We start from the raw sequence: 26903 nt of genomic DNA on the forward strand, positions 1-26903 counted from the left end.
CGTCGGTGCCGCCAGCGGTCCTCCTCGCGCCGCCCTGATCGTAACGCCCGGCGCTCGGCCGGTGTCCCCGTCGAGGGCTGGTACCCTTGTCCGGCGCTCCTAGCCCCGGCTCGGAGCACGGGCAAGTGGCGGAATGGCAGACGCGCTGGCTTCAGGTGCCAGTGTCCGCAAGGACGTGGGGGTTCAAGTCCCCCCTTGCCCACCAGCACGAGACGGCCCGGTCCTCCTCGAGGACCGGGCCGTCCTGCGTCTGTGCAACCCTTGGCACTGCTGTTGCCGAATCGTGATCACCGGTCCTCCGAAAGCGGTTGCGGGTCGCGAGGAGAGCGCTCTACGGTCGGCGTGCGCTGCTCGTGCTACCGATTGCACGGCGGGACCGTGCACGGGAGGAGGACGACGTGGCGACGCTGGCCGACGTCGCGCGCCTCAGCGCGACCTCCCGCTCCACCGCGTCCCGCGCGCTGAAGAACGACCCGCGCATCAGCGCCGCCACCGCCGAGCGCGTCCGGCTCGTGGCCGCGGCCCTGCACTACCAGCCGAACCTCGCCGCGCGGTCGTTGACGACGGGGCGCTCGGGGATCCTCGGGCTCGTGCTGCCGACGACGGCGCTCACCGGCGACCCGTACGGCGCCCAGCTCGTCAACGCCGTCACGACCGGTGCCATGGACCGCGACCGCGGCGTCATGCTCTGGCTCTCCCACGACCGGCCCGGCGGCGCCGTCTCCGAGCTGCTCTCCGGCAGCATCATCGACGGCCTCGTCATCTCGATCATCGCGCTCGGCGACGCGTGGGTGCAGTCGCTGCTCGAGGGCCCGGTGCCCGTCGTGCTGGTCGGCCGGCCCCCGCAGGCCGAGGCGGAGGAGGCCCTGTCCTGGGTCGCCGTCGACAACGCCGGCGGCACCGCAGCGCTCCTCGCGCACCTGCGCGAGGAGGGCTACGAGCGCATCGCCACCATCCGCGGGCCCGTCGGGAACACCGACGCCGACGAGCGGCACGCGGCGTACGTCGCGGCGCTCGGCGGGGAGGCGGCCGTCGACGCCAACCTCGTGGCGGTCGGCGACTTCGGCTACGAGAGCGGCTACGCCGCGGCGCAGCGCCTGCTCGCCCGCCGCCCCGACTGCATTGTCGCGGCCAACGACCACGCGGCCCTCGGCGCCGTCGACGCCATCACCGACGCGGGGCTCTCCATCCCCGGTGACGTCGCGGTCGCGGGGTGGGACGACGTGGCCTCGCTGCGCCGGCGCGGGGTCGAGCTCACGACCGTGCGCCAGGACGTCGAGGCCGTCGGTCGCGAGGCGGTGGCGATCCTGCTCGAGCTGCTCGACGGGGACGCCGAGGGCCCGGTGCGGCGGGTGCTGCCCACCGAGCTCGTCGTCCGCGAGAGCACGCGGCGCCCCGCCGGGGGACCGATGAGCAGCGCCTAGCGCGCTGCCCCCAGTCGTGCCCCGGGAGCAGACGTCCCCCTGCTCCCGGGGCGCACCCAGCCAGCCGGCCCTCCGCGCCGGCCCGTGCCCGTCCGTGCCCCACCCGTGCCCCACCCGTGCCCCTGAGGAAGCAGACCCGCCATGCCGCAGCCCGTCCTGCCCGCCGAGTTCGTCTGGGGCGCCGCCACCGCGGCGTACCAGGTCGAGGGAGCCGTCGCGGAGGACGGCCGCACGCCCTCGATCTGGGACACGTTCTCCCACACGCCGGGGAAGGTCGACGGCGGCGACACCGGCGACGTCGCGTGCGACTCGTACCACCGCTGGCCCGACGACCTCGCCGCGCTGCGCGCGCTCGGGGTGGGCGCGTACCGCTTCTCGGTGGCGTGGCCGCGGATCCAGCCGCAGCCGGGCGGCGCGCTCAACCCCGCCGGCCTCGCGTACTACGACCGCATGGTCGACGACCTGCTCGCCACGGGGATCCGCCCGATGGTGACGCTGTACCACTGGGACCTGCCGCAGTACCTCCAGGACGCCGGCGGCTGGCCGGCCCGGGCTACCGCCGAGCGCTTCGCGGACTACGCCGGGCTCGTCGCTGCGCGCCTGGGCGACCGCGTGCAGGACTGGGTCACGCTCAACGAGCCGCTGTGCTCCGCGTGGCTCGGCCACCTCGAGGGCGTCATGGCGCCCGGCGACCGCGACCTGTCCAGGGCCGTGCCGACGAGCGTCCACCTCCTGCTCGCGCACGGGCTCGGCACCCAGGCCGTGCGCGCCGCCGCCCCGCTGCCCGCACGCGTCGGCCTCGTCTGCAACCTCTCCCCGTGCGAGCCGGCGACCGCGTCGCCCGAGGACGCCGCCGCCGCGGTGCGCGCCGACGGCCACACCAACCGCTGGTGGCTGGACCCGGTCCACGGGCGGGGCTTCCCGCAGGACATGGCCGAGCTGTACGCCGCGGCGGGCTCCGGCGAGCTGCCGCTGCGCGACGGCGACCTCGACACCATCGCCGAGCCGATGGACTTCCTCGGCGTCAACTACTACTTCCGCAACGTCGTGGCCGACGACCCGGCGGCCGGTGTCGTCCGCGCCCGCCAGGTCGAGGTGCCCGGTGCGGCGACGACCGCGATGGGCTGGGAGGTCCACGCGGACGGCCTGCGCGACATCCTCGTCCGGGTCGCCGAGGACTACGCCCCGAGCGCGGTCGTCGTGACCGAGAACGGCTCGGCCTGGGTCGACGAGCCGGGGCCGGACGGGCGGGTCGAGGACGCGGAGCGGACGGCGTACCTCGAGGCGCACCTCGCGGCCTGCGCGGAGGCCGTGGAGCGCGGCGTGCCCCTCGAGGGCTACTACGCGTGGAGCCTGCTCGACAACTTCGAGTGGGCCTACGGCTACGACAAGCGCTTCGGGCTCGTGCGCGTGGACTACCCGACCGGCACCCGCACGGTGAAGGCGAGCGGCGAGCGCTACGCGCAGATCATCGCCGCGCACCGCGGCGACGTGGCCCCCCTCGCCGTCGGCTGAGGCGGGCGGCCCGGCCGGCGCGCGCTGAGCGCCCGCGAGGGTCAGCCGGCGGCGGGCGCCAGCAGCTCCTCCGCGTCGCGCCGCGCCTCCTCGGTCCACGGCGTCGGCCGCCCGGTGTCGGGGTCGACGCGGACGACGACGCGGGCCCCCTCCGCGTGGACGACCGTCCGGTCCGGCGACTCGACGCGGAAGCGGTAGGTCACGCTCGTGGTGCCGACCTTCTCGACCCAGAAGTGGACCGCGAGCGGCCCCGGGTGGAGCACCGGCACCGAGTAGGTGATCCGCAGCTCGCGGACCACCTGGATGACGTCGGGCTTGGTGGGCTTGCCGAAGCGGAAGGTGTAGCCGCGGGCCGTCCAGTGGCTCGCCAGCGCCCGCTCGACCAGGACGACGTAGCGCGAGTTGTGCAGCATGCCCAGCGCGTCGAGGTCGTCGAAGTGCACGTCGACGAGCTCGACGGCGCCGATCTCGCTCGACCCCGGGGTGCCGCCCTGCTCGTCCGCCACTGCGCCTCCTGTGCTCCCGGGAGACACTACGACCTGGGCGCGACGGCGCGGCCGCCGGGTGAACGGCGGCGGGGAGCGGTGCGTACTCCTCCTCGACAGCGCCCTCCGGGCGCGCCTCGACGGGAGGACGTGGCGATGGGACCGACGCGGATCGGCGGCCTGCCCGCCCACCCCCTGCTCGTGCACGCGGTGGTCACGCTGGTGCCGCTCGCGTGCGTGCTGGTGGTGGTCGCGGCGCTCTGGCCGGCCGCCCGCCATCGCCTCGGCCCCGTGCCGCCGGTGCTGGCCGTCCTCGGTCTCATCGCCGTCCCGCCGACGACGCACGCGGGCGAGGCGCTCGAGGAGAGCCTCGCGAAGGCGACCGGCACCCACGACCCGGCCATCGAGCGCCACGCGCACCTCGGCGACCAGCTGCTCCCGTGGATGGTCGCGCTGGTCGTCGTCGCCGTCGTCGCGTGGGCGGTCCAGCGCCGCGAGCGCGTCCCGGCCGCCCTGCGCGTGGTCGTCCCCGTCGTCGCCGTCGTCGTCGCGGTCGCGACCGCCTGGATGACCTACCGCATCGGTGACACCGGTGCGCGCGCCGTCTGGAACGGCGTCGGCTCGTCCTGAGCCACCTCCTCCGTCCCCTGCCACCACCGCACTCCCAGGAGCCCTCCGTGACCGATGCCGTCCTCTCCCGCCGCGCCGTCCTCGCCGGAGCCTGCGCCACCTGCCTCGGCTCGCTCGCCGCCTGCGGGGGCAGCAGCGGCGGCAGCGACGCCAACAGCTCCAGCAGTGGCGGTGGTGCTGCCGCGTCCGCGGCCCCCGCTCCCGCCGGCTCGGCCCCCGCCGCGGGCGCCAGCTCGTCCGGCTCCTCGGGCGGGTCCTCGTCCGCCGCCCTCGTCGAGATCGCGAAGGTGCCGGTGGGCAGCGGGGTCGTCGTCCAGGGCAGCGACGGCAAGCCGGTCGTCGTGACGCAGCCGACCGCGGGCACCGTGCACGCCTTCTCCGCGATCTGCACGCACCAGGGCGTGGTCGTCGGCGTCCAGGGCGGCCAGATCGTCTGCCCCGCGCACGGCTCGCGCTACGCGCTGGCCGACGGCTCGGTGCTCGGCGGTCCCGCGCCGCGGCCGCTGCCGGCCGTCGCGGTGAAGGTGGACGGCGGGAACGTCGTGAGCGGCTGAGCCACGGCAGCAGGCAGGGTCAGCGCGTGAGCCGCGGGTTGCTAGCGTCGCGCCCGTGACCGACCTCCCCAGCTTCGACCTCACCGGCCGACGAGCCCTCGTGACCGCGGCGTCACGGGGGCTCGGGCGCGCGTCCGCCGTCGCCCTTGCTGCCGCGGGCGCGGACGTCGTGCTCGGCCTGCGCGACGTCGACCGCGACGCCGGCGCGGTCGCGGAGGTGGAGGCGCTGGGGCGCCGGGCGTACCCCGTGCAGATGGACATGACCGACGTCGCGCAGGTGCGCGCCGGCGTCGACCGCGCGGCCGAGCTGCTGGGCGGGCTGGACATCCTCGTGAACAACGCGGGGATCGCGCCGACCAACCTCGCGGTGGACGTCACCGAGGAGGACTTCGACGCGACGCTCTCCGTGAACCTCAAGGGCACGTTCTTCGCGTGCCAGCAGGCGTTCTCCCACCTGCGTGAGGGGGGCGGCCGCATCATCAACATGGGCTCCCAGGCCGGCGCCGTGGCGCTGCCGACGGAGTCCGTCTACTGCATGACGAAGGCCGGCGTCGCGCACCTGACCGCCTGCCTCGCCGTCGAGTGGGGCGAGTACGGCATCACCGTCAACTGCGTGGCCCCGACCTTCATCCGGACCGACGGCACCGCACCCGCGCTGGCCGACCCGGCGTTCGAGGCCGAGGTCGTCGAGCGCATCGCCGCCCTCCACCGCATCGGGAAGCCGGTGGAAGTGGCTGGTGCCGTGGTGTTCCTGGCCTCCCCCGCCGCCTCGCTCATCACGGGGCACACGCTGCTCGTCGACGGGGGATGGACCGTCCGCTAGGGCTGCTGCTCCGCGGACATCCCCGGCATGTGGTCGCCCTCCTCGGACCCGCTGGCCGCGAGCGCCGGCGTGGTGAGCACGGCGACGAGGGCCGCGGCAGCCGCGAGGGCGGCGACGCTGCGACGGGGGCTGCTCTCGCGGGTCCGTACGCGCCGGACGCCGAGCGCCACCCCCGCGACGGTCACCAGCTCGAGCACGCAGGACAGGACGTCGGCGCGGCCGACGGCCTCGGGCTCGAACGCCTCGGGCCCGACGGGCAGCCCGGACGTCCGGCTCACGACCCACAGCACGACGGTGCCGAGGGAGACGAGCACCGCGGTACGCGGGACGAGGACCCGTCCCGCGGCGAACGACGCCACTCCCCACACGACCTGCGCCGCTCCGAGGAAGATGAAGAAGATGCCTGCTGCCAGCCACTCCTGCAGGTGCTCGTGCACCACGGCGAGGTGGACGAGCCCGGCGCCGATCCCCGCGTAGGCCGCGAGGCCCAGGGCCCCCGGACGCGTCGGCGCGCTCACAGCCGGGCGCGCGTGGCGCGGTCCTGCGAGAGGCCGACCCCGAGCAGCAGCAGGGCGCTCGCCAGGTGCAGCACGTTGTCCGCGCCGTTGAGGGCGAGGATGTTCGCGTCGCTGTCGAGGATGAACAGCCCGATGATGCCGACGACGAGGTAGACCGCGCCCACCGCGATGTTGGCGCCCTTCGCCGCCGCGGTGCCCGCGACACCCGCGCCCAGGAGGGCCAGCCCCACGAGCAGGTGGACGATGTTGTGCAGCGGGTTGACGTCGAAGCCGAGCAGGCTCTTGCCGTGGCTCTCGGCGAAGCCCACGCCGCCGACGACGAACCACCCGAGCAGGCCCACCAGCAGGTAGACGACGCCGAAGACCACGCCCAGCAGGCGGTTCGGCGAGTTCGTGATCGAGGCGGCCGACCGGCCTCCGATGGTGCTCATGGTGCTCCTCTGCGACAGGTGCGGGGATCTGGCGTCCCCGGGGATTCGGTGCCCGCCGCCTGCTGGACGGGTGGTGCTACTCGGCCGGCTCGTCGCCGACGAGCTCCTCGTAGTGCTCGATCTGCTCCGGAGAGGGGTCGACGCCGACGGACTCGGCGTACTCCTCCGCGAACTCGGGGTCGTGCTCGGAACTGGGCTCGGCCGTGCCCGGGAAGACCGGGCCCTCGGCGCTGGGTGTCGTCATGCCCTAGCGGTTCCCGGTGGAACCGCGCCGAAGCGGGGCGTCCGCTACCGGGTCGTCGAGACGACTCCCGCGGCACCCCCACCACGGCGTACGGGTTCGGCGGCGGCGAGCACGCGCCCGCCCGGCTCGAGCTCGAGGCCGACGGCGGCCCCGATCTCCGGCGACGGCGCGAAGCGGTGGCCGAGCGCCTCCAGCGCTGCCGTGTCGAACCCCGCCTCAGCGTCGGCGGCCGCGGTGTTGCGCTGCGACGCCCGTGGGGCGGCGATCGCCTGCGGCAGCGTCAGTCCCTGGTCGAGGCGGCCGAGGAGCACCTGCAGCACCGTGGTGATGATCGTGGCGCCGCCCGGCGAGCCCACGGCGAGGAAGGGCCGGTGGTGCCGCAGGACGATCGTCGGCGAGATCGAGCTGCGCGGGCGCTTCCCAGGGGCCGGCAGGTTGGGGTCGTGACCGCCCTGGGTGTCGGTGAAGCTGAAGTCGGTGAGCTCGTTGTTCAGCAGGAACCCGCGGTGCGGCACGACGATCCCGCTGCCGCCGGTCTGCTCGATGGTGAGGGTGTAGGACACGACCCCGCCCCACCGGTCCGAGGTGACGAGGTGCGTCGTCGACGTGCCCTCGTAGCCCGTCGGGCTCGCGACGCCGACCGGCGAGCCGCACGTGCCTCCTGGCGCGATGCCCGACGTCACCGGGGTGACGAGCGCGCGGTCGGGCGAGATCAGGCAGGACCTCTTGTCCGCCCAGGCCTGGGAGAGCAGGCGACGCTCGGGCACCCGGACGTACGCCGGGTCGCCGACCAGCCGGTTGCGGTCGGCGAAGGCGAGCGCGCTCGCGTCGAGGTAGCGGTGCAGCTGCTGGGTCGGGGCCAGGTCCTTGACGCCCTGCCTCTCCAGGATGTTCAGCGCCTCCCCGACCGTGGTGCCACCGCTGGACGAGGGCGCGATGCCGTAGACGTCGAGCCCCTCGTAGCGCACCAGGGTCGGTGCCTGCCGCCGGACTGCGTACGCCGCGAGGTCCGCCGTCGTCATGAGCCCCGGGCGCACGCCGGTGACGCCGGCCGCCACCGGCGGGTGCTGCGCCGTCGTCGCCACGTCGTGAGCCAGCGCGCCGGTGTAGAAGGCGCTGATCCCCTTGCGCGCCAGCAGGTCATACGTCGCGGCGAGGTCGGGGTTGCGCTGGAGGCTGCCGACGACGGGGGGCTGGCCGCCGGGGAGGTAGAGCGCGCTCGTCGACGGGAACTCGGCGAACCGCGCCGCGTTGCTCGCCGTCTGCGTCGCGAAGGTCTGGTCGACGACGAACCCCTGGCGCGCGATCGCGGTCGCCGGCGCGAGGGCCTGGCCGAGGGAGCGGCGCCCCCAGAGCCGCAGCGCCGTGTCCCACGTCGCCGGCGTGCCCGGCACGCCCACCGACAGCCCGCTCGTGACGGCGTCCGCGAACGCGAGCGGCTTGCCGTCCTCGGTGAAGGCGGTCGGGCCCATCGCCCGCGGCGCGGTCTCGCGGCCGTCGAGCGTGAGCACCCGGTGCGTCCGTGGCTCGTAGTAGAGCAGGTAGCCGCCCCCGCCGACCCCGGCGGAGTACGGCTCGGTGACCCCGAGCGCGGCGGCCGCGGCGACGGCGGCGTCCACGGCGTTGCCCCCGGCACGGAGGGCGGAGAGCCCTGCGGCGGTGGCGTCGGCGTCGACCGTGGCGACGGCCCCGCCGTACCCCTCGGCGACGGGGGTCTTCGCGGGCGGCACGGACGCGCGGGCCGCGGGCGGCGCGGCGAGGGCGGTGAGGAGCAGCGCGGCGGCGGCGGTCGACGGGACGAGCGGGCGCACGGGTCCTCCCGGGGGGCGAGTGCTCCCCGACTACCCCTGCTGCGGCGCTCCAGTCCTGCCGGGCTCGACCTCGGTGCGCGGCGGACGCTCGGGCAGCGCGGGCCCGGAGCCCCGCCGGTCCACGGCGGGCAGCGTGAGCGTGAAGCGGGCGCCGCGCCCCGAGGCGCGGCGGTAGGCGAGGCTGCCGCCGTTGGCCTCGGCGAGGGTGCGGGCGATCCAGAGCCCGAGCCCCGTGCCCTTCTGGTCGCGCGCGCTGCCCGACGCGCGGGTGAAGCGCTCGAACAGGTGCGGCTCGAAGGCGGGGGGCACGCCGGGCCCCGAGTCGATGACGTCGACCGCGACGGTGGTCCCGTGGTGCCGGGCGGTGACCGTGACGGGGGCGGCGCCGTACTTCAGCGCGTTGCCGAGCAGGTTGGCGAGGACCTGCTGGAGCTGCGCGGGGTCGACGCGGACGGCGACGTCGGGCACCCCCGAGGAGTCGACCTCGGCGCCCGACGCCCCGAGCCGGACCACGGCGTCCTCGACCGCCACCTCCAGGTCGACCGCGCGCGCGTCGCGGCCGAGCTCGCCGCGGTCGAGCCGGGCCATGGTGAGGACGTCCTCGAGCAGGTCGTTGACCCAGTGGCCGGAGCGTGCGGCGCGGGCGACGAGGTCGCGGCGCGCCTCGTCGGGCAGCCCGTCCCACTCGTCGACGACGAGCTCGCAGAAGCCGATCGCCGAGGTCAGCGGCTGGCGCAGGTCGTGGCTGAGCATCGCGACGACGTCGTCCTTGAACTGGTTGGCGGCGCTGAGCTCGGCGTTGCTGGCCTCGAGCCGGGCGACGGAGGCCGCGAGCTCGTCGGCGGCGCGGACCCGCTCGGAGAGGTCGCGGCAGACGGCGACGCGCAGCCGGCCTCCGGCGCTCGGCAGCGCGATGCTCACGGCCTCGACCGGCACGACCGTCCCGTCGGCGGCGAGCAGCCGCGTCTGGCGCGGCACGTGGGCAGGGGCGGTGACGCGCTCGGCCAGCCAGACCTCCCGGTCCTCGGGCACGAGCAGGTCCACGCTGCGCGCCAGTCGCCGCAGCTCCTCGAGGCTGCGGCCGGTGAGGCGGCACATGGCGTCGTTGGCGTACTCGATGACGCCGTCGCGGGTCAGCGTCACCGCCTCGCCGAGGTCGCTGAGCGCCTCGAGCAGCTGGGAGTAGAGGTCGCGCTGCTCGCGCAGCTCGCGCTCGGCCGCCACGGCCTCCTCGACGTCGACGAGCTGCGTGGCGAAGTACTCGGGGTTGCCGTCCTCGTCGCGGATGAGGGCCGCGGAGGAGTCGACCGTGCGGAAGCCGCCCTCCCGCCGGCGCAGCCGCAACCGCGCCCGGAAGCCGCCCGAGACCCCCGACAGGGCGCGCCGCATGCCCTCGACCACGAGGGGGGCGTCGTCGGGGTGCAGCAGCTGCTCCGCCGTGAGGCCGGCGAGCTCCTGGCGGTCGTAGCCGTAGAGCTGGAGGGCGACGTCGTTCGCGCGCAGCAGCCCGCCGTCGGGACTGCGGTGGACGCGCCCGACCAGCGAGCTGTCGAACGACGCGCGCCAGCGGCGCTCGCTGCGGGCGAGGTCGGCCAGGGTGCTCGCGAGCTGTGCCGTGCGCGCCCGCTCGACGGAGACGTCGCGGAACACCGCGACCGCGCCGGCCTGCCCGGCGGTGGCGTCCAGCGGGCGGCCGGAGACCGAGAGCAGCCGCTCGGTCCCGTCGGGGGCGCGGACGAGGACGTCGACGTCGTCCGTGCTCTCCCCGGCCAGGGCGCGGACGAGCGGCATCTCGGCGAGCGGGAAGGGCTCGCGGCCGCCGGGCCGCCACATGTCGTAGTGCTGCTGCCAGCTGCTCGGGTCGTCGCTGTCCGCGCGGCCGCCGAGCAGGTCGCGCGCCGCCCGGTTGTGCACGAGGAAGCGGCCCTCCGCGTCGACTACGCCCACGCCGTCGGAGATCGACTCGAGCACGGCGCGCAGCAGGGCGGCGTCGCGGCGGGCGGCCGCCTCGGCCCGGCGCAGCTCCGCCACTGCGCGCTCGACGCGCAGCTCCGCGCGGCGCCGGCCGAGGGCGAGCTCGAGGACCAGGACGGCGAGGAGGAGCGCACAGGCCCCCAGCGCGACGACGAGCGCGCGATCGGCGGTGTCCGTCCCGCCGGGCTGCCCCGCCGACCTGACGCCGACGAGCACGGTGACGGTGAGCCCGCCGGCGAGGACGGCCCCGGCGAGCACGAGGGCCGCGGGCAGCCCGCGCCGGCGCGCGGGAGCGGCCCCCGCGCCGTCCGCGTCAGCCGTCTGCATGCCGCGGCCTTCGGCAGGTCGGGCGCCCGACCTGAGGACCACGCCCGGAGCCGGGTCAGCGCGCTCGCGCGATCCCGAGCCGTCCGGCACCCAGGCCGGGGAAGACGCTGCCCGTGGGGACGCCGCAGCGGACCTCGAGCAGCTCGGCCAGCAGCTGGCGGTAGTCCGTCGTGCCCGCGAGGTCGCCGTCGACGAGCGCGGAGGCCGAGAGCCCGGGCCACGTGCCGTGGACGCGGCCGCCGACCACGCCCCCGCCGAGGAGCAGGACCGCGTTGCCGTGCCCGTGGTCGAGCCCGCCGGAGCCGTTCTGCTCGACCCGCCGGCCGAACTCCGACAGCGTGACCACGCTCGTCGTCGCGAGCGCGTCGCCGAGGTCGGCCGCGAAGGCCGCCAGCCCCCTCGCGAGGACGCCCAGCTGGCGCTGCATCCGCCCCCACTCGGTCGTGCCGAGACCCTCGTGCATGTCCCAGTCGCCCAGGTCGACGGCCGCGACCCGCACCCCGACCCCGCCCTTGACCAGGCGCGCGACGTCCTTGAGCGCGTCGCCGAACGCCCCCTCCGGGTACGCCGTGGCCGGCGCCGCCGCGGGCAGGCCGACCGCGGTGGCGACGGCGGCGACCGCCTCCCGCGCGGGGACGGTGACCGCCGCCGGGCCGGTCGCGTGCAGGGCCGTGAGCGCCGTGCGCCAGCGCGCCCGCTCGTCGGCGTCCCACGAGCCCGGCAGGTCGACCGAGGAGAGCCGGCCCAGCGCGAGGGTGGGCACCGGCCCGGAGAGCGCCTGCGTCGCGGTCCCGGAGCCGAGCTGCACGCCGGCGAACGTCGAGGTCGAGCCGCCGGCGCCGACCATGCGGTCGATCCAGCCGGTGCGCAGGCTCGAGGTGGGCGCGGCCCGCTCCAGCTCCTCCATCGCGGAGAAGTGGCTGCGGGTCGGCGACGCCTGCCCCACCGCGTGCACCGCGCCGAACGTCCCCGCCTGCCACAGCGGGAGCAGCGGCGCCAGCGCCGGGTGCAGGCCGAACATCCCGTCGAGCTGCAGCAGCCGGCTCGCCGGGACGGCGATGTCGGGGCGCGCCGCCGCGTACGCCGGGTCACCGGCCGGCACGACGGCGGACAGCCCGTCGAAGCCGCCGCGCAGGCTGACGACGACGAGGGCGTCGCCCGCGTACCCGGGCTCGGCGAGGGCGACCTGCGCGTCCCCGAGCTGGAGCAGCGAGCCGCCCGCGAGCGCCGCGGCGCCGGCGAGCGCGCCGCGCAGGAAGCCGCGCCGGGAGAGGCCCTGCTGCTCGGTGCAGCCGCACGTGGTCGTCATCGCAGGGCCGCCTGGGGGGTGTCGAGGACGAGGGAGAGCAGGGAGGCCAGCCGCCACGTGACCGCGGGGTCGTCGGCCGCCAGCCGCGAGGCCGGCACCTTGCCGACGAAGCCGCACAGCGCGTCGACCTGCGCCGGCGCGAGCGGGACGAGCAGCGCGGCACCGAGCGCGCGGACGAGCTCGCCGTGGGTCGCGGGGAGCGGGCGCGGCAGGAACGACTCGGGCTTCCGGTGGACCAGCTTCGAGTCCCAGCCCGCTGCGAGCGCGAGGTGGGCGTTCCAGCGGGCGAGCGTCGTGCCGGCACCGGCCCAGGCCGCGGCGACGTCGGGGTAGCCGTCGGGCCGCGGCCAGCCGAGCGGCGGCTGGCCGAGCACGTCGGGCCACCAGCCGAGGCTGCCGAAGTCCGTGCCGCGCGGCGGGGAGACGCCGAGGACGCGGGCCGTCGCGACGAGGTCCTGGAAGGGCGTCAGCACCTTCTGCCCGCCGGACTCGAGGAATTCCCGCGAGCCGAGGAGCTGGCGCAGCACGGGGAGGACCGCCGTCCCCGAGACGGTGTACGTGCGGGCCAGCGCCCGCACGAGCGCCGGGCTGGGCGCGTCGCTGACGAAGCGGACGGCGAGCCGCGTGGCGACGTGCCGAGCGGTCAGCGGGTGGCGCGCGAGGTAGCGGAGGTACGCCTCGGCGACCTCCCGCCCGCGCTCGGCCGAGGCGTTCGGGTGGCGGAAGCCCAGCACCCGGACCGGCCCGACCCAGTGGTCCTGCGGCGCGTACTCCGTCTGCCCGCTCTTGCTGCCCACCGTCAGCCCGGTGAGGACCAGCGCGCTCTGCCGGACGTCGTGCTCGGTGAAGCCGGACGCCCGCCCGACCGTGTGCAGCTCGAGCAGCTCGCGGCCGAGGTTCTCGTTGGGGTTGCGGCCGGTGCTCTGGTCGGCCGCGAGGTAGCGCAGCATCGCCGGCGAGGTGACCGCGGCGACGAGCAGGTCCTCGAAGCGGCCCAGGGCGTGCCGGCGGATGACGTCGCGGTCGTAGAGGTGGCGCACGTCGGAGACGTCGCTCGAGGGGTTCGGGACGTTGAGCGCGTTGGACCAGACGTCGACGAGGACCTCGAGCAGCTGCCGGCGTGACCAGACCGCCCGCGCGGTGTGCAGGTCGCGCAGCTGGAGCATGACGGTCCAGTCGAAGCCGTGGACCTCGCGGACCTTCCACGCCGGCCACTGCAGCTGCGGGAACCGCTTCGCGAGCCGGTCCCCGACGGGGTCGGTGACCGTCGAGGGGGCGAGCTGCTGGGCGAGCCACGCCGACGGCCCCGTCCGCTCGACCTCGGCGAGCAGCGCGGGGGTGGGGCCGTACGTCGTGCGGCGCAGGAGGTGGAGCAGGTCGGTCATCGCAGGACGCTTCGGCCCCGTGCGCGGCGCGCTTGAGCGGCCGCCGGGAGAGGGCGTGCGTGCGCCGGCGCGGCCGGCAGGTCACACTGGGCGCGTGCCGGAGCTGCCCGAGGTGGAGGCGCTCGCCCGCTTCCTGCGCCAGCGCGCGGTGGGCCACGTGGTCGCTCGCGTGGACGTCGCCGCGATCAACGTGCTGAAGACGTACGACCCGCCGGTGACCTCGCTCGCCGGGCTGACGGTCACCGGCGTGGAGCGGCACGGCAAGTTCCTCGACCTCGACGTCGACGGCCTCCACCTCGTCGTCCACCTCGCCCGCGCGGGGTGGCTGCGCTGGAGCGAGCAGCTGGGCCAGACCCCGCCGAAGCCGGGCAAGGGCCCCCTCGCGCTGCGCGTCCACCTCGACGACGGGTCCGGGTTCGACCTCACCGAGGCGGGGACGCAGAAGCGGCTGGCGGCGTACGTCGTGCGCGACCCGTACGACGTCCCCGGCGTGCGCACCCTCGGTCCCGAGCCGCTCGCGCCGGAGTTCACCGTCGACGTGCTCGCCGGCATCCTGCGCGCTGCGGGCCGCCAGCAGGTCAAGGGCGTGCTGCGCGACCAGAGCGTCGTCGCGGGGATCGGCAACGCGTACTCCGACGAGGTGCTGCACGTCGCGCGGCTCTCGCCGTTCAAGCCGGCGAGCGGGCTGTCGGGGGACGACGTCGCCCGGCTCCACCAGGCCGTGCGCGACACCCTCGAGGGCGCGGTCGCGCGGTCGGCGGGGCTCGCCGCGGGCAAGCTCAAGGCGGAGAAGAAGAGCGGGCTGCGCGTGCACGGGCGCACCGGCGAGCCCTGCCCCGTGTGCGGCGACACCGTCCGCGAGGTCTCCTTCGCCGACCGCAGCCTGCAGTACTGCCCGACCTGCCAGACGGGTGGCCAGGTGCTCGCCGACCGCCGCCTCTCCCGGCTGCTCAAGTGAGCGCCGCTCGCTCAAGCCGGGGCGGCTCCGGGTCGAAGGACCCCCGGTGACGGCACCCGCCTCCGACCGCCCCGGCACGGCCTGCGAGGAGCAGGAGTTCCCGGTCGTCCCGGAGTCCGTGCCCGCGGCCCGCCGCCTGGTCCGCGAGGTCCTCGCCGCGTGGGACCGCACCGCGGTCGAGGACAGCAGCGCGCTGGTCGTCACCGAGCTCGTCACCAACGCCGTGCTGCACGCGCGTGGGCCGGTGCGCCTCGTCCTCGAGCCGTACGCCGCGGCGGGCGTCCGCATCGAGGTCCACGACGGCTCCCCCGCCATGCCGCTGCGCCCCATCGCCGACGCCGGGTCGACGACCGGGCGCGGGCTCAGCCTCGTCGAGTCGCTCGCCGAGGCCTGGGCCGCCGAGCCGACGCCGCGCGGCAAGCGGGTGTGGGTGCACCTCGTCCCCGGCACCGAGCCCGACGACGCGGACTTCGGCCTGCACCCGGCCGGGCTCGGGGAGCTGGGCGTCGACGACCTCGAGTCGTGGGCGGACCTGCTCGAGGAGGTCGCGCCCGAGCGCTACAGCGTCACGCTGGGCGACGTCCCCACCGACCTGCTGCTCGCGGCGAAGGCGCACGTCGACTCCCTGGTCCGCGAGCTCACCCTCACCGCCGGTGGTGCGGCCTCCGGCGTCACCGGCGCCCTGCCGGAGCACCTCGCCGGGCTCATCAGCGACGTCGTCCAGGAGTTCGCCGAGGCGCGCCACGCCATCAAGCGCCAGGCGCTGGCGGCGGCGGGTCGGGGCGAGCCGCGCACGACGCTGACGCTCACGCTGCCGACCAGCGCCGCCGACGCGGGTGAGCGCTACCTCGCCGCGCTGGAGGAGGCCGACCGCTACGCGCACACCGCGCGGCTGCTCACCCTCGCCGCGCCGCCGCAGCACCAGGTCTTCCGCCGCTGGTACGTCACGAGCCTCGTCTCCGCCCTGCGCTCCCACGCCGCGGGCGAGCAGCCGCCGCCCGTCCCGTCGTTCGAGTCGTTCCTCCTCGGCGCCGTCGACGTCCTGGCCGGGCTGCAGCGCGCCTCCGCGCTCGCCGCCCACCTGCACGACGCCACGCAGCGGCTCAGCGCCGCGGGCGGGCTCGACGACGTCGCCCGCGCCGTGCTCGACGCCGCCGCCCGCGAGCTCGACGCGACCGGCGGCGCCCTGCTGCTCGCCGACGGCCGGCACCTGCGCCCGCTCGCGACGCAGGGCGACGCGGAGGCGTACGCCGGGCGCATCCCCACCGCCGGCGCCGGCGCCGCCGCGGTCGCCCACCGGGACCGCACCCCGGTCTGGCTGGAGTCCAACGAGGACCGGGCGGGCGAGCCCGGCGCGGTCTGCGGCCTGCCGCTGCTCGTCGCCGGGCACAGCATCGGCGCGCTCGAGCTCGAGTTCGCCGACTCGCGGCTGTTCAGCACCGACGAGCGCGCGTTCCTCACCGCGCTGGCCGCGATCGGCGCCCAGACCCTCGACCGGGTGCGCCTGGACTCCTCGCGCACCCAGGTGGTCCACCGGCTGACCCGGCTGCAGGCCGTGACCACCGCGCTCGGGCAGGTGCGCGACGTGGAGGCCGTGCTCGACGTCGCGCTGTCGCACGCCGGAGGGCTCGTCGGGGCCTTCGTGGCCGCCGTGACCCTGCTCGACGACGACGGGCGGACCCTGCGCCTCGCGCGGGTCGCCCCCGGGCTCCCGGCGGAGTTCGCCGCCCCCACCGCGTACGGCATCGACGAGCCGCTGCCCGTCGCCGAGGCGCTGCGCCGCCAGCAGCCGGTGTGGGTCGGCTCGGTCGCCGAGCGCGACGAGCTCTTCCCCCGGCTGCGCGGGCTGGACTGGGGCCCGCACGGGCTCGCGGTCATCCCGCTCGTGGTCGAGGACGTCGTGCTCGGTGCGCTGACCCTGGGCTTCGCCTCCCCCGGCGCCCGGCTCCCCGAGCCGTCCTGGGAGTTCCTCTCGGCGTTCGCCGACACCTGCGCCCAGGCGCTGGACCGCGCCCGCAGCGCCGAGCGCGTCGAGGCGGCCAACCGCAAGCTCGCGTTCCTCGCCGACGTCACCGACCTGCTCGGCGACACCGTGGACGTCGAGCGCAGCCTCGGCGGGGTCTCCCGGCTGGCGGTGCCCGAGCTCGCCGACCTCTGCGTCTTCCACCTGCTGGAGGACGGTGAGCTGCGCGCGCTCGACGTCCAGAGCGTCGACGCCGAGGGGGCCGCCGCCGCCCGGCGGTTCAACCAGACCTGGCCCGCGCGCATGGGCGACCTGCAGGGCATCGGGCGCGTCGTCCGCGAGCGCGAGCCGCTCCTCGTCCCCGTCGTCCCCGTCCCGGAGCCGGACGACCCGCGCGCCGCCGCCGTCGCCGAGCTCGGGGTGGGCAGCCTGCTCAGCGTCCCCCTCGTCGCCCGCGGCCGGACCATCGGCGCGATGACGCTGGTCACGACGGGCTCGGCCCGGTCGTACACCGCCGTGGACCTGCAGTTCGCGCAGGACCTCGCGCGCCGGATCGCGGTCGGCGTGGACAACGCGCGCCTGTTCGCCGCGCTGGGCGCGGTCTCCAGCGGGTCGGCCTTTGGCACGCCCGGGCCCGAGCAGGACGCGGGGCGCCTCGCCGGCGTGCTGGAGACGCTCGCGGCGGCGTTCTTCCGGGTCGACACCGAGGGCCGCTTCGCCTACCTCAACCTCCAGGCCGAGCAGCTGCTCCTCCGCCGGCGCGAGGAGCTGCTCGGGCGGCGGGTGCGCGACGTGCTCCCCGAGCTGGTCGGGACGGTCTTCGCCGAGCAGTACGCGACGGCGGCCCGCACCGGACGGCCCGTCTCCTTCGAGGCGGAGTACGCGCCCTTCGGCTCCTGGCTCGAGGTGCGCGCCACGCCCGACCCCGAGGGCATGTCCGTCTTCGTCCAGCGCATCGACGAGCGCAAGGCGGTCGAGGCCGAGCGTGAGCGGGCCAACGCGCGGCTGCGCACCGCTGCGGCGGCGAGCGCGGCGCTGTCCGCCCTGCTCGACCCCGAGCAGGTGATCGACCGCCTGCTCGACCTCGTGGTGCCGAGGCTCGCGCCGTACGCCGCGGTGGCCCTGCGCGCCGACCTCGCCGACGCGCTCGACGTGCGCACTTCGCGCAGCCGGCAGGGCGACGTCCGGGTCGTCGCGGTGCGCCACGCCGACCGCGCCGAGGAGGAGCCGCTGAGCAGCCTGCTCCGCGCGCTGCCGCTGCGCACCACCGACGCCGCCGGGGCCGGCGCCGTCACGGGGACGGGCCGTCCCCAGGAGCGCCCGGTGACCGAGGAGCTGCTGCGCCGGGTCGCGGGCGGGGACGAGGCGGCGTACGCCGCGCTGCGCGCCACCGGCGCGACCAGCGCCTGGACCGTGCCGCTCGTGAGCCGGGGGCGCACGCTGGGCGCGCTCTCCCTGGCGGAGGCCGGCGCCGGCACCCTCGACCGCGACCTGCTCGCCGACCTCGCCGTCCGCGCGGCCGTCGCGCTGGACAACGCCCTGCTCTACCGCTCCGAGCGGCGCAACGGCATCGAGCTGCAGCGCCACCTGCTCCCCCGCGTGACGCCGCAGCGCGCCGACCTGCAGATCGCCACGCGCTACCTGCCGAGCGTGCAGGGCGCGCTCACCGGCGGCGACTTCTACGAGGCGGTCGAGGTCGGCGACGGGCTGCTCGTCGCGCTCGGCGACGTCGTGGGGCACGGCATGCGCTCCGCCGCGCGCATGGGCCAGCTGCGCGCCATCACCGCCGCGCTCGCGTTGCAGGGGCTGAGCCCCGGGACCCTGCTCGAGCGGATGGCGGCCGACGTCGACAAGATGCTCGACCTCGGGCTCGCGACGCTGCTCGTCGGGTCGTACGACCCGCAGGGCCGGCGGCTGACGCTCGCCTCCGCCGGGCACCCGCCGCCGCTGCTGCTCGCCCCGGACGGCACGGCGACCTGGATCGAGGTCGAGCCCGGGCCGCCGGTTGGGGTGGGCACCGGCGCGTACCCCGAGGTGGTGGTGGACCTGCCGGCGCACGCCACCGTCGTCATGTTCACCGACGGGCTGGTCGAGCGCCGCGACGAGAGCCTCACGGTCGGGCTCGAGCGGCTGCGCCGCGCCCTCGAGGGCGCGTCCAGCGACCCGCAGGAGCTGGCCGACGCGCTGCTGCTCGCGACCGACCGCAGCCTCGGTGGCGACGACGACGTGGCGCTGCTCGTCCTGCACCACCACTGAGCAGCAGCGACCGGAACGGCCGCCTGCGGCCACTCCGGAACGGCCGCCTGCGGCCACTCCGGAACGGCCGCCTGCGGCCGGGCGTTGGTCGGGAGGGTCCACGCGGTGGCAGACTCGACACTCCGGGCCTGCTCGACGCCGCCCGGCCCGAGACGCCCCGTCCCCGACCCCCGGACTCCAGCCTGTGACGATCCGTCCCTTCGCGCGCACGTCCCCGACGTCCTCCGGACCGAAGGGCGAGCAGCCGCCCTCCGCCGCCGAGACCACGATGGTGACCCCTGTCGGGACGCCCGCGCCCTCGGTGCCGTCGGTGTCGCCGCCGTCCGTGCGCTGGGAGCACCCGCTCGAGCGCGTCGAGGAGATCGCCTCGCCGCCCCGCCGCCCGCGCCTGCCGTGGCTGCGCCGGCGCAAGGTGCTCGTCTGGGCCGGCGTGGTGCTCGTCGTGCTGGGCGCGCTCGCCGGCTTCGGCGTGTGGATGGCGCTCGGCCTGCGCGACTCGGCCCGCGACGTGAAGACCCAGGCCACGGCCGCCGAGGACGAGCTGACCGCCTTCCGCACCGTGGCGGGCAGCGACCCGACGGCGGCCTCGCGCCACCTCGACGCGGCGGCGCTGCACCTCGCCACGGCCCGGCGCTCGTCGCGCACGACGCAGATGCGCATCGCCGGCGTCCTCCCCTGGGCGAAGATCCCGGTCAGCGACCTCGGGCACCTGCTCGACGCCGCGGACGCGACCGTCTCCGCCGGGCACTACGCCCTCGACGTCAGCGGTGCGATCAAGCCCGTGCCGGGCTCGTCGCAGCAGCCGCTGTACGCCGACCACGTCTTCTCGCTGCCGGTCGTCCAGCAGACCGCCGTCAAGGCCCAGCAGATCTCCTCGCTGATGGCGGGCGCCGAGCAGGACCTGCTCGAGGTCGACGGCACCGGGCCCAAGGAGCAGGAGGTGCCGGGCATCCGGGACCGCGCCCTGGACCAGGTGCGCTCGCTGCGCAAGCAGATGGAGCAGGCGCTCCCGCTGCTGCGCCTGCTGCCGGGCGTGCTCGGTGCGGACACCCCGCGGACCTACCTCGTCACCGTGCTCAACCAGGCGGAGATGCGCCCCTCGGGCGGTGCCCCGCTGTCGGTGGCGACGCTGACCCTGGACAAGGGCGTCATGACGCAGGGGGCGGCGCAGTCGACCTCCGACGTGAAGTTCCCCAACGGGCTCGCCCAGGGCGCCGGCAAGGGCTTCATCAACGCGCCCGTGCCGTGGAAGCCGGCCGTCGCCGACCCCTTCTTCTCCGGCCAGCGGGTGAAGGGCAAGACCTACACGCCGTTCGTCAACGCCAACACCGACCCCGACTTCCGCGTCTCGGGCCAGAACCTCGCGCTCGCCTGGCAGGGCGGGACCGGCCAGCACATCGACGGCGTCATCGCGCTCGACATGAACGCCGTCCGCGAGCTGCTCCGCGTCACGGGCGGCGTCGACGCCGCCGGCTACGGCCAGGTCAACGACCAGAACGTCGCCCAGCTCCTCCTCGCGAACGTCTACGCAGAGGCGGACAGCCCGCAGCGCCACCTGCTCAACGCCGCGCTCATGGGCGGCCTCGTCCAGCGGCTCTCCGAGGGCGGTGGGCTCACCGACAAGGCGAAGGCGCTGTTCGCCTCGGCGCCGGGGCGGCACTTCCAGATCTGGATGGCGGACCCCTCCGTCCAGCAGTTCATCAGCGGGGCGGGGCTCTCCGGCGCGGTGGCGGCACCCGCGACCACCGGTGACCGCATCGCGCTGTTCAACCAGAACCTCAAGGGCGCCAAGGTCGACGCGCTCCAGCAGCGCACGGTGGACGAGATCATCACGATGCAGGCCGACGGCTCGGCCAAGGTGCAGCGCACGGTGACGCAGAGCAACGGCGCCATCGACCGCAGCGGCAAGATGCTGGAGTACGGCGAGCTCAGCGGCTTCGCCCGCGACAGCCTCGTCACGGTGCTGCCGACGGGCGCGTCCGATGTGACGACCCCGCCGGCACCCGCGAAGCCCCAGCAGGGCGCGACGCAGGTGCTCGGCAAGCGCCAGGTCCTCGCGGTCGGTGGGCTGAGCTACCTGCGCCAGCCCGTCCAGATCGCGCCCGGCTCCACCGGGACCTGGCCCGTCACCTTCACCATCCCCAAGGCGGCGGTGGCGGAGGGCGACGGGATGACCCTGCAGGTCGCGTACGACGCCAACAACGACCTCACGCCCGTGCGCACGCGCACCGTCGTCATCCCCCCGCCGGGCTGGCGGGTCACGGGCGGGACGGGGGTCCAGGTGGCGAGCGGCCAGGGCGTGCTGGACGTCGCGCTGGACCGTACGCAGACGCTCTCCGTGGTCCTGAGCCGGGGCTAGCGACCGGCGCCGTCGCGTGCGACGCGGCGGATCGGGGAAGATGGGACTTCCGCGGGAAGCCATCCCGCACTCACGGACGACGAGGACACACGTGGCCGGCAACGCCTCCTACACCCTCCGCAACACCGCACTGCTGTCGGTGGCGGGCCTGGAGGGCCCGGTCGTCGTCACGTCCGCCGAGATCGACGAGCGGCTCGCCGAGAGCATGGCGCGGCTGCGCCTGCGCCCGGGGACCCTCGCGACGCTGACCGGCATCGTGGAGCGGCGCTGGTGGCCCGAGGAGGTCTCCTTCGCCGACGCCGCGGCGATGGCGGGGGCCAAGGCCCTGTCCGAGGCCGGGGTCGACCCGTCGCAGGTCGGCCTGCTCATCAACTCCAGCGTCTCCCGCGAGCACCTCGAGCCCTCCACCGCCTCGGCCGTCCACCACCTCATGGGCCTGCCGCCCACGGCGCTCAACTTCGACGTCACCAACGCCTGCCTGGGCTTCGTCAACGCGGTGCAGATCGCGGGCACGATGATCGACTCCGGCGCCGTGCAGTACGCCGTGGTGGTCGACGCCGAGGGCGCCCGGCAGACCCACGAGGCGACGATCGCGCGGCTCTCGCGCCCCGAGACGACCCGCGAGGACTTCCTCCGCGAGTTCGCGACGCTGACGCTGGGCTCCGGTGCCGCCGCGGCGGTGCTCGGGCGCGCCGACGAGCACCCCGGCGCGCACCGCGTCCTCGGGGGCATCAGCCGGGCCGGCACCGAGCACCACGAGCTGTGCGTGGGTGACCTGCAGCAGATGCGCACCGACCACAAGGGCCTGCTCGAGGCGGGCGTGCAGCTGGCGCGCGACGTCTGGGCCGAGGCGCGCGAGGCCGGCTGGGACTGGTCGGCCATGGACGCGTACGTCATGCACCAGGTCTCGGTCGTCCACACCGCCTCCATCGTCGACGCGCTGGGCATCGACCCCGACAAGGTGCCGACGACCTACCAGCGGCTCGGCAACGTCGGCCCGGCGGCGCTCCCCATCACGCTCGCCGACCACGCCCCCGAGCTCAGCCCGGGCGACCGGGTGCTCTGCATGGGCATCGGCTCGGGGCTCAACACGAGCGTGCTCGAGATCGCCTGGTGACCTCTCCGCTGTCCGACCTGCCCACCTCCGAGCTGCTCGACCCGCCCCTCCCCGCCGGCCTGCCCGGGCTGGATCCGGCCTGGTCCCGCGCGGTCCGCGCGCTCGACGCCGACGGCGTCGAGCGCACGTGGCACGTCCTCGACAACGCCCCCTCGCTGGCCGGACCCGCGCAGGGCACCGTGCTCTGCGTCCACGGCAACCCGACCTGGGCGTACCTCTGGCGCTCGGTGCTGGCCGCCGGCGCGGCCCGCGGGTGGCGCGTCGTCGCCGTCGACCACCTCGACATGGGGTTCTCCGAGCGGACCGGGACGCTCCGGCCGCTCGCCCGCCGCATCGACGACCTCGGCCGCGTCGTCGACGCCCTGGGGCTCGAGGGCCCGGTCGTCACGCTCGCCCACGACTGGGGCGGTATCGTCTCGCTGGGCTGGGCGCTCGCCCACCGCGACCGGCTCGCGGGCGTCGTGCTGTGCAACACCGCGGTCTCGGAGGCGGGCGCCGCGCTGCCCGCCCCGCTGCGCCTCGCGCGCGCCGACGCGCTGCTCCGCTTTGGCACGACGACGACCCCGGCCTTCCTCGAGACCACGCTCGCGCTGGCCCACCCGCCGCTCGCGCGCGAGGTGAAGGAGGCCTTCCGGGCGCCCTACCGCCGCGCCGAGCGCCGGCGGGCGGTGGGGGACTTCGTGGCGGACATCCCGCTCGAGCCCGACCACGGCTCGCGCGCCGCGCTGCTCGACGTCGCCGGGCGGCTCGGCGAGCTCGCCGACGTCCCCGTGCTGCTGCTGTGGGGCCCGCGCGACCCGGTGTTCTCCGACCGCTACCTGCGCGACCTGCGCGCGCGGCTGCCGCACGCGGACGTCCACCGCTTCGAGGGCGCCGGCCACCTGCTGCCCGAGGACGCCGACGTCGCCGGCACGCTGCTCGCCTGGCTCGGCTCGGCGCGCGTCCCGGCGGCCCCGCCCCTCGCTCCGGCGGTGCGCCCGCTGTCCGCGGCGCTGGAGGAGCGCCGCGCCGACCCCGGTCCCGCCGTCGTCGAGCTCGGCGAGGGGGCGCGCACGGTCTCGTGGGCGCAGCTCGCGACCCGCGTCGACGAGCTCGCGGCCGGCCTGCTCGCGAGCGGGGTACGCCGGGGCGACCGCGTCGCCCTGCTGGTCCCGCCGGGCACCGAGCTCACCTCCGTGGTCTACGCCTGCCTGCGCATCGGCGCCGTCATCGTCGTCGCCGACGCCGGGCTCGGGCTCCCCGGCCTCCACCGGGCCGTCCGCGGGGCGGGCCCCGCGCACGTCGTCGGCATCGCCCGCGCCCTGGTCGCCGCCCGCGCCCTCGGCTGGCCGGGCTCGCGCTTCCTCGCCGGCCCGGGCCGCGCGCTCCGCCTCGGCACCCCGCTGGACGAGCTCGCCCGCCGCGGCCGCGCCGCCCTCGCCACCACCCCGCTCCCGCCGCCGCCCGGCCCGACGGAGGAGGCGGCGGTGCTGTTCACCTCCGGGTCCACCGGGCCCGCGAAGGGCGTCGTCTACACCGTCGCGCAGCTCGCCGCCGTGCGCGACCTGCTCGCCGCCGCGTACGCCGTCGGGCCCGGGACGCGGCTCGTCGCGGGGTTCGCGCCCTTCGCGCTGTTCGGGCCCGCGCTCGGTGCGGTCTCCGCCGTCCCGGACATGGACGTCACCGCCCCCCGCACGCTCTCGGCCACGGCGCTCGCCGACGCGGTCGCCGCCGTGGGCGCCACCGTGGTCTTCGCCAGCCCGGCGGCGCTCGCCGGCGTCCTCGCCACGCGCGGCGCGCTCGACCCCGCCCGGCGCCGAGCGCTCGAGCAGGTCGAGCTGCTGCTCAGCGCCGGCGCGCCGGTGCCGGCCGCGCTGCTGCGCCAGGTCCAGGAGCTCGTGCCGCGCGCGTCGCTGCACACGCCGTACGGCATGACGGAGGCGCTGCCCGTCACCGACATCGACCTCGTCGGCATCGAGGAGGCCGGCTCGGGCGACGGCGTCTGCGTCGGCCACCCGCTGCCCGGCGTGGAGGTCGCGCTGGCGCCGCTGACCTCGACCGGCACGGCCCCCGGCCCGCTCGTGGACGTGCCGGACGTGCTGGGCGAGATCGCCGTCCGCGGCGCCCACGTCAAGGAGCGCTACGACCAGCTCTGGCTCGCCGAGCGGGCCTCCACGCGCGACGCCGGCTGGCACCGCACGGGCGACGTCGGGCACCTCGACGCCGAGGGGCGGCTCTGGGTCGAGGGCAGGCTGGCGCACCTCGTGCTCACCGCGGAGGGCCCGGTCGCGCCCGTCGGCACCGAGCAGCGCCTCGAGTCCGTGCCGGCGGTGTCCCGGGCCGCGCTGGTCGGCGTCGGCCCGGCCGGGGCGCAGCGGCTGGTCGCGGTCGTCGAGGCGCCGGGGACCGCCGCCGGCGTGGCGCCCCTCGAGCTCGCCGACGCCTGCCGCGCTGCAGCGGGCCGCGAGCTCGTCGCCGTGCTCGTCGTGGCGGTCCTGCCGACCGACATCCGGCACAACTCGAAGATCGACCGCACGCGGGTCGCGCGCTGGGCGCAGCGCGTGCTCGCCGGCGAGCGGGTCGGCCGCCCGTGACCGTGCTCGTCACGGGGGCCTCCGGGCTCCTCGGCGGCACGGTCGCCGCGCTGCTGCGCGACCGGGGCGAGCGCGTCCGCGTCCTCCAGCGGCGGCCCAGCCGGCTCGTCGGGGTCGAGGAGGTGCAGGGCTCGGTCACCGACGCCGACGCGGTGGCGCGTGCGGTGGAGGGGACCGACGCGGTCGTCCACCTCGCCGCGAAGGTCTCGATGACCGGTCCGGAGGCGGAGTTCGAGGCGGTCAACGTCGAGGGCACCCGCGCCCTGCTCGCCGCGGCCGCGGGCCGTCCCACGGTCTTCGTCTCCTCGCCCTCGGTCGCGCACGCCGGGACCGCGCTCGCCGGCGCGGGTGCCGACCCCGCCGACCCGGCGCGGGCCCGCGGCGCGTACGCGCGGACCAAGGCCGCCGCCGAGCTCCTCGCACTCGCCGCCGGCGCCGTCGCCGTCCGCCCCCACCTCGTCTGGGGTCCCGGCGACGAGCAGCTGGTCGCCCGCATCGTGGGCCGCGCCCGCTCCGGGCGGCTCGTCGTCGTGGGGTCCGGTGCGGCGCTCGTCGACACGACGTACGTCAGCAACGCCGCCGACGCGCTCGTGGCCGCGCTCGACGCCGTGCGCGAGCGCCCGGACGTGGTCGGCGGCCGGGCCTACGTCGTGACCAACGGCGAGCCGCGCCCGCTCGCCGAGCTCGTCGAGCGGATCTGCCGGGCGGCGGGCGTGCCGGGACCGCGCCGCCACGTACCCCGTCGGGTGGCGCTGGCCGCGGGGGCCGGGGTCGAGCGCGTCTGGCCGCTGCTCGCCGACCGCGTCCCCGGAGACGGGGAACCACCGCTCACCCGCTTCCTCGCCGAGCAGCTCTCGACGGCGCACTGGTTCGACCAGGCGGAGACCCGCGCCGCCCTGCGCTGGACGCCCGCGGTCGGGCTCGAGGAGGGCTTCGCGCGGCTGGCGGCGGCGTACCGCTCGGGCGGCTGAGGCAGGATGGCCCGCGTGCAGCACGGCCACCCCCTGCCCCAGGTCAGCGTCACCGACGTCCCCGCGGACGCCCCGCTCCTCGACGTCCGCGAGGACGACGAGTGGGCCGCCGGGCACGTGCCGTGGGCGCAGCACCTCCCGATGAGCGGCCTCGGCTCGCGCGCCGGCGAGATCGAGCTGCCGGACGAGGGCCCGCTCTACGTCGTCTGCCACGTGGGCGGCCGCTCCGCCCAGGTCGTCATGTGGCTGCGCTCGCAGGGCGTCGACGCCGTCAACGTCGCCGGCGGCATGGACGCGTGGGAGCGCGCCGGCCTGCCGGTGGAGTGAGCGCTCAGTCGGCTGCGGCGCTGCGGCGGAACCACTCGATCGTCCGCTCGAGCCCCTCCTCCACGGGCACGACCGGCTCCCAGCCGAGGCGCTCGCGGGCCAGCGTGATGTCCGGCTGGCGGACCGAGGGGTCGTCGACCGGCCGCTCGACGAACGCGATGGTCGACGAGGACCCGGACAGGTCCCGGATCCAGGTCGCGAGGTCGAGCATGCTCAGCTCGTGCGGGTTGCCGACGTTGATGGGGCCGGCCTCCTGCGAGCGGGCGAGCCGCAGGATGCCCTCGACGAGGTCGTCGACGTAGATGATCGACCGGGTCTGCGACCCGTCCCCAGCGACGGTGATGGGCTCGTCGCGCAGGGCCTGGCGGATGAAGGTCGGGATCGCCCGGCCGTCGTCCGGGCGCATGCGCGGGCCGAACGTGTTGAAGATGCGGATGATCGCGGTGTCGACGTCGTGCGCGCGCCGGTAGGCCATGGTGAGCGCCTCGCCGAACCGCTTGGCCTCGTCGTAGACGCCGCGGGGGCCGACGGGGTTGACGTGGCCCCAGTAGGACTCCGGCTGCGGGTGGACCTGCGGGTCGCCGTAGGTCTCGCTGGTCGACGCGAGCAGGAAGCGCGCGCCCTTGTCCATCGCCATGCCGAGGGCGTGCAGGGTGCCGACCGAGCCGACCTTGAGCGTCTGGATCGGCAGCTGGAGGTAGTCCACCGGCGAGGCGGGCGAGGCGAAGTGGAGCACCAGGTCGACCGGTCCACTCACGTGCAGGTAGTCCGTGACGTCGGCGCGCAGCAGCCGGAAGCCCGGCCGACCGACCAGGTGCGCGACGTTGTCCGGCCGCCCCGTGATGAAGCTGTCGATGCAGACGACCTCGTCACCGTCGTCGAGCAGCCGCTCGCACAGGTGCGACCCCAGGAAGCCCGCCCCGCCCGTCACCACCGTGCGCCCCACGCG

Annotated in this window: 21 protein-coding genes and 1 tRNA gene; 13 read left to right on the forward strand and 9 right to left on the reverse strand. The window is 76.3% G+C overall.

Annotated features, from left to right (window positions below):
• Positions 1-119: 119 nt before the first annotated feature.
• The 3 genes from EV189_RS02465 (at position 120) to EV189_RS02475 (ending at position 2939) form a co-directional block, all read left to right on the forward strand.
• Positions 120-205, forward strand: a tRNA-Leu gene (locus EV189_RS02465).
• A gap of 193 nt (positions 206-398) precedes the next feature.
• The gene (locus EV189_RS02470; protein ID WP_165400088.1) at positions 399-1424 is read left to right on the forward strand and encodes a LacI family DNA-binding transcriptional regulator; all 1026 of its coding nucleotides are present in this window, start codon (positions 399-401) and stop codon (positions 1422-1424) included.
• Between the two features lie 141 nt (positions 1425-1565).
• Entirely contained in the window at positions 1566-2939 is a 1374-nt protein-coding gene (locus tag EV189_RS02475; protein ID WP_130491352.1) for a GH1 family beta-glucosidase, read from the forward strand.
• 41 nt (positions 2940-2980) lie between these two features.
• On the opposite strand, the gene EV189_RS02480 is transcribed toward EV189_RS02475, so the two are convergent.
• Entirely contained in the window at positions 2981-3445 is a 465-nt protein-coding gene (locus tag EV189_RS02480; protein WP_231115995.1) for an acyl-CoA thioesterase, read from the reverse strand.
• 135 nt (positions 3446-3580) lie between these two features.
• Here EV189_RS02480 and EV189_RS02485 point away from each other — a divergent pair, with 135 nt between their 5' ends.
• The 3 genes from EV189_RS02485 to EV189_RS02495 are packed head-to-tail and all read left to right on the forward strand — an operon-like array spanning position 3581 to position 5431.
• Positions 3581-4054 carry a DUF2231 domain-containing protein gene (locus EV189_RS02485; protein WP_130491353.1) on the forward strand — a complete coding sequence of 158 codons (474 nt, stop codon included), beginning with the start codon at positions 3581-3583 and terminating at the stop codon, positions 4052-4054.
• A gap of 47 nt (positions 4055-4101) precedes the next feature.
• A complete protein-coding gene (locus EV189_RS02490) occupies positions 4102-4608 on the forward strand; it encodes a Rieske (2Fe-2S) protein (RefSeq protein ID WP_130491354.1) in 507 nt (168 codons plus the stop codon).
• A gap of 55 nt (positions 4609-4663) precedes the next feature.
• Positions 4664-5431, forward strand: a complete 768-nt coding sequence (locus EV189_RS02495; RefSeq protein WP_130491355.1) for an SDR family NAD(P)-dependent oxidoreductase — start codon at positions 4664-4666, stop codon at positions 5429-5431.
• Here the strand turns inward: EV189_RS02495 and EV189_RS02500 are convergent.
• From EV189_RS02500 to EV189_RS02545, 7 genes are all read right to left on the reverse strand, one after another.
• Entirely contained in the window at positions 5428-5949 is a 522-nt protein-coding gene (locus tag EV189_RS02500) for a hypothetical protein (protein ID WP_130491356.1), read from the reverse strand. The two genes, EV189_RS02495 and EV189_RS02500, sit on opposite strands and share 4 nt — an antisense overlap.
• Positions 5946-6347, reverse strand: coding sequence for a DUF4383 domain-containing protein (locus EV189_RS02505; RefSeq protein ID WP_130491913.1), 402 nt, complete (start codon positions 6345-6347; stop codon positions 5946-5948). Before EV189_RS02505 ends, EV189_RS02500 begins: the two co-directional genes overlap by 4 nt.
• A gap of 109 nt (positions 6348-6456) precedes the next feature.
• A complete protein-coding gene (locus tag EV189_RS19985) occupies positions 6457-6624 on the reverse strand; it encodes a hypothetical protein (protein ID WP_165400089.1) in 168 nt (55 codons plus the stop codon).
• A 44-nt stretch (positions 6625-6668) separates the two neighbouring features.
• The gene (locus EV189_RS02510) at positions 6669-8435 is read right to left on the reverse strand and encodes a gamma-glutamyltransferase family protein (protein ID WP_130491357.1); all 1767 of its coding nucleotides are present in this window, start codon (positions 8433-8435) and stop codon (positions 6669-6671) included.
• 30 nt (positions 8436-8465) lie between these two features.
• A complete protein-coding gene (locus EV189_RS20420; RefSeq protein ID WP_196788509.1) occupies positions 8466-10736 on the reverse strand; it encodes a PAS domain-containing sensor histidine kinase in 2271 nt (756 codons plus the stop codon).
• A gap of 55 nt (positions 10737-10791) precedes the next feature.
• Positions 10792-12045 (reverse strand): DUF1501 domain-containing protein, encoded by a 1254-nt coding sequence (locus EV189_RS02540; protein ID WP_130491358.1) that lies wholly within the window; start codon positions 12043-12045, stop codon positions 10792-10794.
• Positions 12042-13430, reverse strand: a complete 1389-nt coding sequence (locus EV189_RS02545) for a DUF1800 domain-containing protein (protein ID WP_130491359.1) — start codon at positions 13428-13430, stop codon at positions 12042-12044. The genes EV189_RS02540 and EV189_RS02545 overlap by 4 nt, the downstream gene beginning before the upstream one ends.
• Positions 13431-13524: 94 nt before the next feature.
• On the opposite strand from EV189_RS02545, the gene EV189_RS02550 reads away from it, so the two are divergent.
• The 7 genes from EV189_RS02550 (at position 13525) to EV189_RS02580 (ending at position 25954) form a co-directional block, all read left to right on the forward strand.
• A complete protein-coding gene (locus tag EV189_RS02550) occupies positions 13525-14388 on the forward strand; it encodes an Fpg/Nei family DNA glycosylase (RefSeq protein WP_130491360.1) in 864 nt (287 codons plus the stop codon).
• Positions 14389-14434: 46 nt separating this feature from the next.
• On the forward strand, positions 14435-18607 hold the full coding sequence (locus EV189_RS02555; RefSeq protein ID WP_165400090.1) for a SpoIIE family protein phosphatase: 4173 nt from the start codon (positions 14435-14437) through the stop codon (positions 18605-18607).
• A gap of 184 nt (positions 18608-18791) precedes the next feature.
• Complete coding sequence (locus EV189_RS02560) at positions 18792-20966, forward strand: DUF4012 domain-containing protein (RefSeq protein ID WP_130491362.1); 2175 nt, start codon at positions 18792-18794, stop codon at positions 20964-20966.
• A 91-nt stretch (positions 20967-21057) separates the two neighbouring features.
• Complete coding sequence (locus EV189_RS02565) at positions 21058-22083, forward strand: 3-oxoacyl-ACP synthase III (RefSeq protein ID WP_196788510.1); 1026 nt, start codon at positions 21058-21060, stop codon at positions 22081-22083.
• Positions 22080-24656: an alpha/beta fold hydrolase gene (locus tag EV189_RS02570; RefSeq protein ID WP_231115997.1), complete on the forward strand. Its 2577-nt coding sequence runs from the start codon at positions 22080-22082 to the stop codon at positions 24654-24656. The genes EV189_RS02565 and EV189_RS02570 overlap by 4 nt, the downstream gene beginning before the upstream one ends.
• Positions 24653-25627, forward strand: coding sequence for an NAD-dependent epimerase/dehydratase family protein (locus tag EV189_RS02575; RefSeq protein ID WP_130491364.1), 975 nt, complete (start codon positions 24653-24655; stop codon positions 25625-25627). The genes EV189_RS02570 and EV189_RS02575 overlap by 4 nt, the downstream gene beginning before the upstream one ends.
• 15 nt (positions 25628-25642) lie before the next feature.
• Positions 25643-25954, forward strand: a complete 312-nt coding sequence (locus EV189_RS02580; RefSeq protein WP_231115998.1) for a rhodanese-like domain-containing protein — start codon at positions 25643-25645, stop codon at positions 25952-25954.
• Positions 25955-25958: 4 nt separating this feature from the next.
• On the opposite strand, the gene EV189_RS02585 is transcribed toward EV189_RS02580, so the two are convergent.
• Complete coding sequence (locus EV189_RS02585; RefSeq protein ID WP_130491366.1) at positions 25959-26900, reverse strand: UDP-glucuronic acid decarboxylase family protein; 942 nt, start codon at positions 26898-26900, stop codon at positions 25959-25961.
• Positions 26901-26903 lie beyond the last annotated feature (3 nt).

It is taken from the genome of Motilibacter rhizosphaerae (assembly GCF_004216915.1).
Lineage (GTDB): Bacteria > Actinomycetota > Actinomycetes > Motilibacterales > Motilibacteraceae > Motilibacter > Motilibacter rhizosphaerae.